The organism is Sorangium sp. So ce887, assembly GCF_051521455.1.
Classification (GTDB): Bacteria; Myxococcota_A; Polyangia; order Polyangiales; family Polyangiaceae; genus Sorangium.
This window is the reverse complement of the sequence record NZ_CP150354.1, coordinates 4,369,005-4,382,267: the sequence shown is the minus strand read 5'-3', so window position 1 is coordinate 4,382,267 and position 13,263 is coordinate 4,369,005. Positions and strand designations below refer to the sequence as shown.

The 13,263-nt window shown below is 73.2% G+C and carries 6 protein-coding genes; 4 read left to right on the top strand and 2 right to left on the bottom strand.

Translation table 11 applies throughout. From position 1 onward, the window contains the following. Positions 1-129: 129 nt before the first annotated feature. On the bottom strand, positions 130-2,997 hold the full coding sequence (locus tag WMF36_RS16265) for a hypothetical protein (protein ID WP_437580518.1): 2,868 nt from the start codon (positions 2,995-2,997) through the stop codon (positions 130-132). Then, a complete protein-coding gene (locus tag WMF36_RS16260) occupies positions 2,994-4,787 on the bottom strand; it encodes a hypothetical protein (RefSeq protein ID WP_437580517.1) in 1,794 nt (597 codons plus the stop codon). Before WMF36_RS16260 ends, WMF36_RS16265 begins: the two co-directional genes overlap by 4 nt. A 488-nt stretch (positions 4,788-5,275) precedes the next feature. Here WMF36_RS16260 and WMF36_RS16255 point away from each other — a divergent pair, with 488 nt between their 5' ends. From WMF36_RS16255 to WMF36_RS16240, 4 genes are all read left to right on the top strand, one after another. Then, a complete protein-coding gene (locus tag WMF36_RS16255; protein ID WP_437580516.1) occupies positions 5,276-6,574 on the top strand; it encodes a PP2C family protein-serine/threonine phosphatase in 1,299 nt (432 codons plus the stop codon). A gap of 554 nt (positions 6,575-7,128) precedes the next feature. After that, on the top strand, positions 7,129-8,073 hold the full coding sequence (locus tag WMF36_RS16250) for a hypothetical protein (protein WP_437580515.1): 945 nt from the start codon (positions 7,129-7,131) through the stop codon (positions 8,071-8,073). A gap of 242 nt (positions 8,074-8,315) precedes the next feature. Beyond that, entirely contained in the window at positions 8,316-12,461 is a 4,146-nt protein-coding gene (locus tag WMF36_RS16245) for a serine/threonine-protein kinase (protein WP_437580514.1), read from the top strand. A gap of 33 nt (positions 12,462-12,494) precedes the next feature. Then, complete coding sequence (locus WMF36_RS16240) at positions 12,495-13,244, top strand: OmpH family outer membrane protein (RefSeq protein ID WP_437580513.1); 750 nt, start codon at positions 12,495-12,497, stop codon at positions 13,242-13,244. Positions 13,245-13,263 lie beyond the last annotated feature (19 nt).

The window sequence follows — 13,263 nt, the reverse complement described above, 5'->3', positions numbered from 1 at the left end:
TAGCCGCGACGCCCGATGAGGTCTACGCGGGATTCGAGCGTTATTTCAGCGTTCGCTCGACGTTTTCGCCACGTTTTCGTGGAAAAATTGGCGAGGAGATCGGAATGGCGCGCGGGCTGGGCGAGCGGCTCAGTGGAACCGGCGCACGACCTCGGCGCCGCTCCCGCCCAGCAGGATCAGGCCCTGGAGCGAGCCGTCGGTGATGGCGAGCTCTCCGGTCGCCGGGACGAGCCGGATGGCCTGCGGCTGGAGCTCCGCCTCGTTCACGAGCTCGACGAGCAGGGGGTTGAACGCCCCCTGGGTGGTGAAGCGGAACTGCATGTCCTGCTCGGGCTCGGGCGCGCCGCCCGTGATCGCGAAGCGGAACATCGGGTTGACGAACGCGCCCGGATCGCCGTCGGTGACCCGCCCGTCGCCGGGCGTGTGCACGACGCGCCCGTTGAGCCGCGCGAGGCGCGCGTCGCACGAGTTGCGGCAGGTGCCCGTGGCCGGATCGGTGATCACGTGGTGCAGGAAGCCGGCCGCGTTGCTCCGGACGACCCACTGGCCCCCGGCGCGGACACCGATCTGCATCTCTCCGGGGAAGCAGCACGCCGCAAACGCGACCTCGGGGTCGCCCTGATCGAGCTCGAGGTGGTCATCGTAGGCCTCCACGACGCGGAGCCCCGGGCGCGACGTGATGACGTTGCCGTATTTCGCGTTGCAGCTGTCGAACGAGCACACGGCCTTGTCGACGTCGGTCCAGTACTGGGTGTCCTCGCCCGGGAGCTCGGACGTGATCTGCACGAAGTCGGCGAGCTGCGCGGCGTCGACGCCCGCGGGGATCGGCTGGTCCTTGACGCTGTTCAGGCTCTGCACGCCGCGACGGCAGAAGCGGGCGTCGCCGCTCCTGAGGTGGCCGTCCCCGTCGAAGTGGACGAAGGTCTTCGTGAACCCGGGGAGCACCCCCTCGTAGGTCACGATCCACGTCTCGTTGACGAGGTGCACGCGGGGGTCCTCGACGTTCATCGTCAGCGCGTGATGCGGCTCGCCGGACCTCAGCACGAGCCCCTGCTCGTCGAGCGCGCTCTCGACGCTGTCGACCGACGCGATCGCCTGGGGCTCGACCCCCACCGCGAGCGTGAGCGCCGGCGCGTCCGCCGCGTCGGACGGGAACGTGGCGCGCATCTTCGGGCTCGCCGCGGAGAGCTGCACGACCGTGCCGCTGCGATCGTAGAGGATCGGCAGGCCCTGCACGCCGGGCTCGCGCACACCGACGGCGTCGCTCGTCGCGACGTAGCTCTCCGAGCGGAGCGCGTGCGGGAGGACGACGTTGCAGGAGACCTCGCCGCTCGTCTCGAGCCGCGGGTCGCCCTCCGATGCGGCCTCGGCGCAGCCGGCGCGGAGGCTCCGCTGCTCGGGCCCGCGGCACGCCGCGTCGAGGTCGTCGACGTCGACGATCGCGACCTGGCCGTTCGTGAGCACCAGGTACGCGAACGAGCCGCGGAGCTTCAGCGGGCCGGCGCCGGCGTCGCGGTTCGCCGACGTCCGGTACAGCGTCTCGAGGTCGCACGAGGCGACGTTGCTGTCGCACGGCTTGAGGCTCGGATCGGGATCGCACCGGAGCCCCTCCGGGGCCACGCCCGTCGCGGGGAGGATCGCGGGGGCATCGCGCTGCACGACCACGAGATCGCGGACCGGCGCGGTCAGGCGGATCCGGTCGGGCGGCTGGAACGGGTTCCACTCCGGGTGAGGGCGCACGAGCGGCGACTGGCCGGACGCGCCGTCGCTGACGTCGAAGACCATCACGCTGCCGTCGCCCGCGTCGACCGCGTAGAGGTAGCGGCGGAAGTCGGGCGGCAACGGCTGGCTCACCGCGAGGCGGGTCGTGGTGACGACGCGCTCGGGGTCGAGCGTCGACGCGGGCAGGAGCGGGGGCAGCTCGGTGGGCTCGCAGGGCGTCGGGAGGTCGACGACGTGGATCACCGGGGCGTCGAGATCGGCGATGAACAGCCGGTCGCCGGCGAGCGCGAGCCCCCGGGGCCGCGGCGTCCCGAGCGCCTGCGCCGGGCTGGCCGCGGCCGCCGGCTGGACGCACGCCGCCGGGCCGTCCGGCGCCTCGTCGGGCGGCGCGGCCGGCGGCGAGAGCGGCAGCGAGGCCTGGAGGGGGACCCACCGCTCCACCTCGCACGGCGCGAACCCGCCCTCCTTGTACCGCTCGTCCTGGAGGAGCGCCTGCGCGTCGATCACGGCGAAGCCGCCGAGCTCGGGCAGGGTCACGAGGAGCTTCTGCCGGCCGAGCCCCTCCTGGCTCAGGTCGCCGCTCCCGCTGCCGCAGGCGTCGCCGCCGGCCTCGGCCTCGGCGGGGCTCGTCGGGTCGAGGTCGTAGTCGCTCGAGCACGAGGCCCGCAGCTTGCCGTCAGGTCCGGGCGGATCGGAGACGAGCAGCATCTCGCCGGGCGGCGACGGGAGCGAGCACGCCGGCCACGAGACGAGCGACGGGACCGGACAGCCGCCGCGCGGCAGCACCTTCGCCGACGGGAGCGCGAAGATCCCCGCGCGCCCCGGCTCGGCGACGGCCACGAACGACGCGGTGCCCCCCGGCGTCGCGGCGATGTCGACCGGCTGCGCGCCGACCGGGAGGAAGCTCGCGCCGGGCGTGCCCGTGTCCTGATCGAGGATCGGCGAGCTCTCGGTGGTCATGTCGATGACCGCGATCTCGCCGCGCGACGTCTGCGTCACGAGCGCGTAGAGGTGCGGCAGCGTGGCCTTGCCCCCGCTGCCCTCCTCGATGCCGAAGTCGCCGGGCGATTCGACCGTGCGGCTCGAGCAATCCGTGATCGGCAGCGAGCGCACCACGCCCGGCGCTTTCGGGTCCGGCCGATCGACGGCGAGGCACACGAAGGCGCTCCGGCCGGACTGCGCCAGGGCCTCGACGGCGACCGGCTCGGGCTCCTCGCCGCACCCGGCGAGCGCCATGACCGAGGCGGGGGCGATGAGCGCAACGCGCAGCTTCATTGGGACTCCCGGGGCGGGACGGGAGTGCCCACCGTGAGGATCATCGATCCGAACGTGTTCTTGCGCATGTCGAGATCGACGACGCCGAGGTACGAGTCGGTGAAATGTGCGATGTACATGAAGGAATAGGGTTCGCAGCCGTCGCTGCCCGGCGCGCTGCCCGGCGCGCAGTCGCAGCGCTCCTTCTCGTCGCCGCAGGTGTTGTTGCCCGTGTCGAACGCGAGCGCCTGCGGTCCGCGCCCGGTGGAGATGACGGCGTCGACGCGGCGCGCTTCCGGGTCGTAGGAGAACACGCGCCCGGAGTCGAACGCGATCGCGAAGATCCTCCGGTGGCGCTCGTTGTCCAGCCCGATCACCTCGCCCACCTCGACCCGCGACGGGTAGGCCGCGAGCGGCGCGGTGTCGCGGATCGCGAGCGTCTCGTACGCCGCGGCCCACTTGCTCCCTGGCTTCGCGGGATCGGCCGCTTCGTTCTCGACCAGCGTCGTGATCACCTCCCCGATGAGCAGCGAGTTCGGGAAGCGATGCGCCACGAACACCTGGAGCGGGATCGCCGCGCACTGCGCGAGGCACGCGTAGTGGAGCTCCTCGCGTTCGACGACCTCCTTGCAGTCCGCCTCGCACGCCCCGCAAGCCGCCTCGCACACCTGGCGCTCGTGCGCGTCGACCGCGATCCCGCGGTTGTCGGTGCCGCTCGTGAGCGCGGTGATCGGGGTCGTCGTCGACTGGTAGAGGAGCGCCGGCGCGCCCTCGAAAGGTTCCTGGTAACGGATCAGATCGAGCTGCGGCGCCGCGATGAACGTGAGCGCGAACGCGGGCTGGTAGTCGATCTCCTGCCTGGCTGCCTTCACCTGGGTGATGAGGCGCGGGCGCGGCACGGCCGCGAGCTCCGTGGGGCCGAGGGCGAGCTCCGGGAGGACCGCGGCCAGCTGCGGTCTCTCCCCTTTCTCCCACGGGTTCGCGATGACGCTCACGGTGTCCGTCGTCTGGTGCGAGACGACGACGCTCGTCCCGTCCGGGCCGGCGGCGATCCCGAGCGGCTCGAGCGGCAGCTTGCGCCGGAGGAGCCCCTGGCCCGGATCCTCACCGATGCGGTGGTCCCTGCCGCAGCGCCCGCCCGCCGCGGCCGCGCCGCAGTCCAGCCGAAAGCAGGAGTCCCCGCTGCAGCGCTGCGCGTCAGGGGCGTCGAGCCGATCGTCGGCGAGGTCGAAGAAGGTGACCGAGGGGTCGCCGCGGACGGGCACGAACAGCCGCGCCTGAGGCGCGTCCGCGGCGCTGTCGGCGAGCTCGCCGAGGAGCGGCCGGTGCACGAGGAGGACGTTCGACGCGAACGCCCCGAGCACGGCCGAGCCCCGCACGACCTCCTCGTCGCCATCGAGGGCGGAGAGGTCGAGGGGCGCGCACGGCCCCGGGTGGAGCAGCGGCGCTGGGTTTGTCGAGAGGCCCACGGCCTGGCACGCCGCGCTCACGGCGGCGCCAGCGCCCTCGCCCGCCTCGCGCGGGTTGAGCGACACCTGGAGAGCGAGCGCCCTCTTGCGCAGCCGCTGGAGATCCAGCGCCTGGACCGTGCCGCCGTTGTACCGGAGATCGAAGTCCGAGTTCGCGACGTAGAGGACCCGGCCGCCCAGAGACGCCGCCAGGCCTGTCGGGAAGTAGAACCCCTCGGCCGGCGGCGGGAGCCCCTCGCTGTCAACGAAGCAGCCGGCAACCCCGAGCCCGCCCAGGATCGAGGCGACGAGGCCCACACCGACGACGCGAGGTGTCTGGAGAAGTGCGCGGGCTAGCTTCATGCGGGCGCGGAGACTAGTCAGCGTCACGAGCACTGGCAACCCGCTCCACGAGTTCGTTTGCGGCGGACGCACGCCGAACACGCCGGCGCGAGCGTCGGCTCACGAAGCCGGCGCCGGGGAGCGCGCAGCGCCGGGCGGCGAAGCCTCCCGCGCGGCGTGCCGCGACGCAGCACGGCCGCGGCCGACCCCAGGCGAGCGCACACAGCACGGCGGCGCCGCCTCCTTTGAGGCGCGCCGTGGCGGGGCCGCCTCCTTTAAGGCGCGCCTTGGCGGACGCCCGCGGCAGCGTGCCCCGCGACGGGACGCAACGTCGCTCTCCTGCGCTGATGGGTACCCGAGGTGCGCCCTTCCGGCACGGGGGCCGCCGGCCGAGGCCGGGGCAAGATCGATCGCCGTCTTCCGTCCCCCTGCATGTTGATCTCGGAGACGCGGCGCGCCTTTGCTACGTTGGTCGCCGGGACATGGCCGATCTCGCAGCCGCCCTTGTCATGGGAATCGCCCTTCTCGGGCTAATCTATTGGTATTTTCGTTCAAACAACGGCGACCGGGCCCGGCCCCGCGCGGCGACGACGCCGACGCTGGGTGGCCCAGGAGCCCATGCCCTCGACGAGGGGGAGGCAGATCTCGAAGATACAACGACGAGGCCGGGCACAGCCGGCACGCAGGACGGCGCGCGTGTGCCCGCAGGCGAGAGCTCGCACGCAAAGACCACGGGTGGACATGGCCGCGCGGAGCGGGTCTCGGGCGCCGACTGGAAACGACCGAACGGGCCAGCGCGCCTCGACGACGACGACGACGCCTTCAACGACGACGATGACCTGACGCTGATCACGCTCGCGCCGCCGGAGGTGCTGCAGAGCACGCTCAGGCGCGCGAGCGCTCCGTCGTACGGTGGCGACGACGACGAGGACGACGACGATGACGAGCGCGAGGAGCCCTCCGCTGTCCCGATCATCTACGACGACGATGCAGCCGTCGACGAGCCGACCAGCTCGTCGCCGCTCCTGCTCATCAGCGCCGTCGGGCAGACGGACCCCGGCCAGAAGCGCAAGAAAAACGAGGACTGCTATCTCTGCCTGGACGAGCACTACCTGTTCGCGGTGGCGGACGGCATGGGCGGCCACGCGGGCGGCGACGTCGCCAGCCGCCTCGCGGTCGACACGATCGCGCGGTCGTTCAAGGACCAGACGTTCGTGGACAGCGACGTCGAGAGCCCCTACCCCGACGTCCCGCGTCGCGGCAGCGAGCTCGCGGTCGCGATCCAGCGGGCGAACCAGGCCATCTACGAGCGGGCCCACGCCGAGCGGAGCCTCAACGGCATGGGCACGACCCTCGTCAGCGCCCGGTTCTCCCCCAACAAGCAGCGCCTCTACATCGGCCACGTGGGCGACAGCCGCTGTTATCGCCTCCGCGACAACGAGCTGACGCAGCTCACCACCGATCACACGATGGGCGCCGCGGGGATCACCGGACCGATGGCGAACCACCTGAGCCGGGCGATCGGGATCTCCCCCGCGGTCAAGGTCGACCTGATCATCGCTCGCCCCCACCCCGGCGACGTCTACCTCCTCTGCTCCGACGGCCTGTCGAAGATGACGCCGCACGAGGCCATCCGCGACATCCTCCTCGCCGAGCCCGATCCCGAGAAGGCGTCCCACGCGCTCATCGAGAAGGCGAACGCGGGCGGCGGGCGTGACAACATCACCGTCATCCTCGTCCGGGTCAGCGACCCCAAGGACCTCGCGCGGCTCGCCTCGCGCGCCAGCGCCGGCGCCGGCGCGGGCTGATCGCTCGGCGTCCTCTCGCCCTCCTCTCCCTCTCGCCCCCCTCTCCCTCTCTCCCCCCATCTCCATCGAGACCGACCCCGCGCAGCGCCGACCGAGCGGTCCGCGCTGTGTCGGCGGAGCGCGCTCGTCCGCCGCGCGCCGGCGGTCGCCATGCGCTGTTCACACGCCAGGGTTGCGCGTCGTTACGGACAGCGCGATTCGATTGCCACGAATACAGACACACTCGCTCGATGGGCCGCTCGACAGCCGAATACGGCCACTGGCCAGAATCGTCACAGATACGGATCACGCTCGCTCGTAATCGCGTTGACGCGCCCATTACGGTTCGCCCGCTTCGATTATCACGCCATGACTGGCTTACTGGGCTCAATCTTGCGTCAAAAGAAGCGTCATGAGCTCTTGACGCGCTATGCCTCGAGAGCTCTCAATGGCTGCCGCAAGCAGCTCCTCGGCGGAGCCATTGAACCGGAATGCCCCGATCCTTTCTCTGCAAGATTGTTTTCGCCTCTCTCCTCTTCAGCGCGCCCGCGCTCGCAGCAGAGCCGACACGCCGCATGCTGCGGATGCGCTACAGCGAGGATGCGCGAGCGACGTCGTGCTCTGTAGAGGGCGCGCTGCGCGAGCAGGTCCGTCGGCGCACGGGTTACGACCCTTTCCGCGAGGACGCGCCCGAGGAGGCCGACGTCGCGATCGGGAAGCGTGACGCGATACTGATCGCAACCCTCCGGTACCGGGACGAAGGCGGCAGGGCCTCCGCCCCGCGCTATTTCAGCGCGCCTGACAGCGACGCTGGCTGCGAGCTGCTCACCAGCTACATCGCGCTCTCGATCGCCTTCACGCTGACGCCGTTCGGCAGCGATGCACAGGCTCCCGCAACGGCGCCGCCTCGCCCCGAGCTCGCGCCGCCCCCGGCTCCGCCGCGGTCACGACCGCCGCCGGCGCGCCCGGCCCCCGCGAGCGAGCCCGCCGGGATCTTGAGCACGCTCCGGGGAGGCACCGGCGTGTTCGCGCAGATCGGGCTGACCGATCAGCTGATCGGCGGCGTCTCCTGGTTCTGCAGGGTTCACTGGTCGAACCGCCTCTCCTTCGCGCTGGAGGCCCGCAGAGCGTTCCTCCCCCTGAGCTCAGGCACGAGCGGCCGGGGGTGGAGCCTGGACACATCGAGCCCGGGCGGGGAGCCGATGCACACCCGCATCCTCGTCACGAACGCCGTCGTTCCGTGCCTTCACACGAACGACGTGCTCGCCACCTGCGCCCTCGTGGAGCTCGGCCTGCTGACGCTCACCGGGCAGCGCAGCAGCGACAGCGCGCTGCTCCTTGTGTTCGCGGCGCTCGGGTTCCGCACCGGGGTCGAGCTCGCGCTGAACGACTGGCTCTCGTTCACCACCCACCTGGATCTCCTCACGGCCGTCGGGCTCCAGGAGCGCCCGCACGTCGACGTCCTGCGAGCTCCTCATCTCAGCGCGTCCGTCGGCGCCGGCGTGATCGCGGCGTTCTGAGCGCGCAGGAGCCGCGCGCGGGATGGATGGTGGTGAGGACGGCGGGCGGCGTGGATCGTGGCTGGAATTTTCGAGGGCCAGCCATCGCTCCTTCGGGCGCCGCGCGGCGCGCGGGACCGGCTTGAGCCGGGCGCCGCGGCGCGAGACGAGCGTCAGCCCAGGCCGCCCGCCGGCGCTCCTCGTGGCGCGGAACGCCTTCTCTCTGGCATGAAGCCGCGCAATTCGCGTAGCCTTTCCTGACGGTGCTCCCGGAGTTCACCGATCCGACCGACCGCTTCATGATCGAAGCCCGCAGCCGAAGCGGCGGCATGGGCGATATTTTCAAGGGCACCGATCAGTCCACCGGCGCCCCGGTCGCGATCAAGGTCCTGCGCGCCGCCGCGTCGCCCCAGGAGCGCGCCCGCTTCGCGCGCGAGATCGCCATCCTGGCCGATCTGCGGCACCCGAACATCGTGCAGTACATCGCGCACGGCACCTGGCTCGACGGGCGCCTCTTCTTCGCGATGGAGTGGCTCGACGGCGAGGACCTCGGGCAGCGCCAGCGGCGCGCGCCGCTCGGCCTGCGCGACTCGGTGGAGGTCGTCCGGCGCAGCGCGGCTGCCATGGCGGCCATCCACGCCCGCGGCGTCGTCCACCGCGACCTCAAGCTCTCCAACATCTTCCTCGTCCGCGGCAAGGGCACCGCGATCAAGCTGATCGACTTCGGCGTCGTGAGGCTCGCGGTCCCGGACGACTGCCCCACCGAGCGCGGCACGATCATCGGCACCCCGCACTTCATGGCGCCCGAGCAGGCGCGCGGCGAGCCCGTGGACGCGCGGGCCGACGTCTACTCGCTGGGCTCCGTCCTGTTCCGCCTGGTCACCGGCAGGAACGTCTTCGAGACCGAGCACGCGATCGCCCTGCTCGGCCGCCTCGTCCTCGAGGACCCGCCGCGCGCGGCGCAGGTCCGCTTCGACGTGCCGGAGGCGCTCGACGAGGTGATCACGCGCGCCATCGCCCGCGATCGCGAGATGCGGTACGAGAACGGCGGCGAGCTCGCGCGCGCGCTCGCGCGGGTCGGGGAGCTCAACAACGACCCCCCCGCGACCGACAGGTCCGCCTCGGCGATCCGCCGCGCGGCGGCGCCGGAGATCCGGTCGGGCCCGGCGAGCCCCTCCGGGCCGATCGACGAGCGGCCGCAGGTGCGGCTCGCCACGAGCGAGCGGCGCGTGGTCGCCTGCGTGCTCTTCGAGCTGGGCGCCGGCCCGCTCCGCCCCGAGGTGGACGCCGCGCTCCGCGAGGTCCTCGGCGACGACGCGCGGCTCGAGCCGCTCCTCAGCGGGAAGATGGTCGCGGTGCTCGGGGTGGAGCGCTCGCGCGGGGACGAGGCGATGCGCGCCGCGCGGGCGGCGCTGACCGTCGCCAGGTCGACGCCGGGCGCGCGCGTCTCGGTCGCGGTCGGGCACGCCGTCCGCGGCCGCACGAACCTCGCCGGCGAGGCGCTCGAGCGCGCGGCGCAGCAGCTCGAGTCCGCCGTGCCCGGCGCGGTCCGGATCGACGGGTACGCGACCGCGGCGCTCGAGGGGCGGTTCGTGGTCCAGGAGGACGCGCGCGGCGGCGTGCTCCTGCACGAGGACGCGGCCGGCTTCGACGCGCGCAAGCTCCTCGGGCACCCCACGCCGACCCTCGGGCGCGAGCACGAGATCGCGCGGCTCCAGGGCATCTTCAGCGACGTCGCCGAGGACGGGATCCCGCGCGCCGCGCTCGTGACCGGCCCGGCCGGCATCGGCAAGAGCCGCGTCCGCGCCGAGCTGATCCAGCGCCTCGACATGGCGCCGCACGCGCCGGTCATCCTGCTCTGCCGCGGCGATCCGATGAGCCAGGGGTCGGGGCTCTCCGGCCTCGGCCGCGCCCTGCGCGCGCTCATGGGCATCCACGACGGCGAGCGCCTCGAGGACCAGGTGCAGAAGGTGAACGCCCACGTGGCGGTGCGCCTGGCCCGCCCGCTGCGCTTCCTCGCGGGCTTCATCGGGGAGCTCGCCGGCGTGCCGTTCCCCAACGACGGCAACGAGCCGCTGCGCGCCGCCCGCGAGGCCCCGCAGCTGATGGAATCGCGCATGCGGATGGCGATCGAGGCGTTCTTCCGCTCGAAGTCCGAGAGCACGCCGCAGATCCTGGTCATCGAGGACATGCACTGGGCGGACAGCACCACCGTCGAGCTCGTCGACTGGCTGCTCGGCTGCACCGATCTCCGCTTCGGCGTGTTCGGCTTCGCGCGCCCCGAGCTCGCGGGCCGGTTCCCGTCGCTGTGGCAGCAGCGCAACGTGACCCGCTTGACGCTCTCGCCGCTGTCGCCGCAGGCCGCGGATCGCCTCGTGGCGACCGCCCTCCCCCAGGCCAGCCCGGCCACGCGCAGCGCCATCGTGCAGCGCGCCGGCGGCTACGCGCTGTTCCTGGAGGAGCTCATCCGGCACGCCGCGGAGGGGCGCGACGACGTGCCGCTCAGCGTGCAGGCGCTCGTGCAGCTCCGCGTCGACCGCATGTCGAGCGGGGTGCGCGAGGTGCTGCGCGCCGCCTCCGTCTTCGGCCAGGTCTTCTGGACCGCGGGCGTCGAGGCGCTGCTCGAGCGCGCCGTGGGCGCGGAGCTCGCCGAGCTGGAGGCGGGCGAGATCATCGCGCGCCAGCTGGAGCCTCGCGTCGCGGGGCAGGTGCAGTGGACGTTCCGCCAGGCGCTCGTGCGCGACGCGGGGTACGCCTCGATCCTCGAGGAGGACCGCGCCGCGCTCCACCGCGCCGCGGCCGCCTGGCTCGAGTCCGCGGGCGACGTCGATCCGGGGCTCATCGCGCGCCACGCGGAGGCCGGCGGCGAGAAGACGCGGGCCGCGCTGCTCTACGCGCGGGCGGCCCGGGGCGCGGTGGCGAGCGGCGCGGAGCTCGACGCGGCGCTCGATCTCGCGACGCGCGGGCTCGCCTGCGGGGCCGAGGGGACCACGCGCGCGACGCTCCTGGTCCACCGGGGGGAGGTCTGCGAGCTGATGGGCCGCGTCCCCGAGGGGCTCGACGCCGCGGAGGAGGCCGCGCGCCTCGCGCTGCCCGGCTCGGATCTGTGGGGCGAGGCGCAGCTCCTCGCGGTGACCTGCATGATCGCGACCGGCCAGAGCGCCGAGGGGGACGCGCGCGCCGCCTCGGCGCTCTCGCCGCAGTTCGCGGCGGCGCTCTCCCCGTCGATCCGCGCGAGGCTGCTCGCGTCGCGCGTCCGCGGCCTCGTGGACCTGAGCCGGCCCGCCGAGGCGCGGTGCGCCGCCGAGGCGGCGATCGAGGTCGCGCGCGCGAGCGGCTCGACGGCCGCGCTCCTCCACACCCGGGAGGCGCACCTCGCCGCGCTGATGCACGTCGGCGACCTGTCCGCCGCGGCCTCCGCGGGCGCGTCGCTCATCGCGGACGCCGACGCCGCCGGCGACGCGATCATCGCGGCGAAGGCCCGCCTGAACACCGGCTCGGTGCTGAACCACCTCGGCCTGTTCGAGGAGGCGCAGGCGCTGCTCGAGCGCGCGCTGCAGGGCGCGCGGAGCCGGAAGATCCGGGCGCTCGAGGGCTTCGCGCTCCACAACCTCGGCATGTCGTACGCGCGGCTCGGCAACATCGAGGAGGGCATCGCGCACGAGCGCCAGGCGGGCCGGATCGCCGACGACTGCCACGTCGCGCGCCTCAGGATCGTCGGCCGGCTGTACGAGGCGATCTTCCTCGTGTGGCGCGGCGCGCCCGGCGACCACGGGACCGCCCACGCCATCGCGCGCTGGCTCTGCGAGGAGACCGCGCGCCACGCGACGGCGCTGCAGGCGATGGCGAGCTTCGCGCTCGCCCGCGTCCAGCTGGCGCGGCGCGAGCTCCGGGCCGCGGTCGACGCGGCGCGCGAGGCCGCGCGCCACCTGGAGGGCGGGCCCATCGAGGAGTGGGACGACGCGATCCGCGTCACGCTCGTGGAGTCGCTCCTCGCGACCGGGGAGGAGCGGGAGGCGGACGCCGCGCTCGACGCCGCGTTCACCTCCCTGGCCGCGCGCGTCGAGGCGCTCCGGGATCCCCGCCACCGCGAGGCGTTCCTGCGCGGGAGCGACGACGTCGAGCGGCTCATCGCCCTCGCCCGCGAGCGCCTCGGCCGGTCGCTGCCCGCGCCCTCGGCGCTGCAGACTCCGCACGGCGCGGATCCATCCGCCAGGCAGGCCGCTGCGGCGCCGTCGCGGAGCAAGAGCGCGAAGACCGCCAGCGGCACCGTGTCGCGGAAGGATCGCGCCGAGGCGCCGGGCGGCGATCCCGCGGGGCAGCGCGGCGCGGGCCCCGCGCAGGGCAACGATGCTCACGCCGAGGGCGCGGCGGCTCCGGCGCGCGAGAAGGGCGCGCCACGTTCTTGACGTTGGGTGGCCGGGTAGCTAAGGCCATCCGCGATGCAAAACAACGCTCCTGAGCGGCCCTTCGTGCGCTGCTCCACGATCTCCGGCTCTGTGCGTTCGGCCGACGCGAGCCGGGGCGCTGCGCTCCGGTCCCGGCCGATCGCGGGCCGGCGCTTCGCGGCGCGCTTCCTGCCGCTGCTCGCCGCAGCGGCGCTGGGCGGGGCGGCGCTGCTGTCGTCCGCGCCGGCGTCGGCGCAGTCGAAGATCGCCGTCGTCGACGTGCGCCGCGCCATGCTGGAGACCGAGGAGGGGCTGCGCGTCCAGGCGACGCTCAAGAAGCTGTTCGACAGCCGCCAGGTGGAGCTCGACACGAAGCAGCGCGCGCTCGCCGACGAGCGCGACAAGCTCGACAAGGAGGCCCAGGCGGGCAAGACGCCGAAGGACGCGCTGCAGCGCAGGTTCGAGACCTGGCAGCGTCAGGCCGCCGAGCTCCAGTCGACGATGGTCGACTACCAGCGCGAGATGCAGCGCAAGGAGAGCGAGATGACCACGCCGATCCTGCAGAAGGTCCTCGGCCTGCTCCGCCGCCTCGCCGCGCAGGAGGGTTACGACCTCATCCTCGACAAGTCGGCAGCGCCCTATTACCGCGCCGATCTCGAGCTCACCGATCGCGCCATCCAGATGTACAACAGCGGACAGGTCGGCGAGGCTGGGCCCGCGAAGGGCGCGCCGCCGGCCAGGGGCGCGGCGCCTGCGAAGCCCGCCGGCCCGGCGCCCAAGCCGGCCGCACCCGCCAAGAAGTAGCCGAATCACGTCGCGCCGG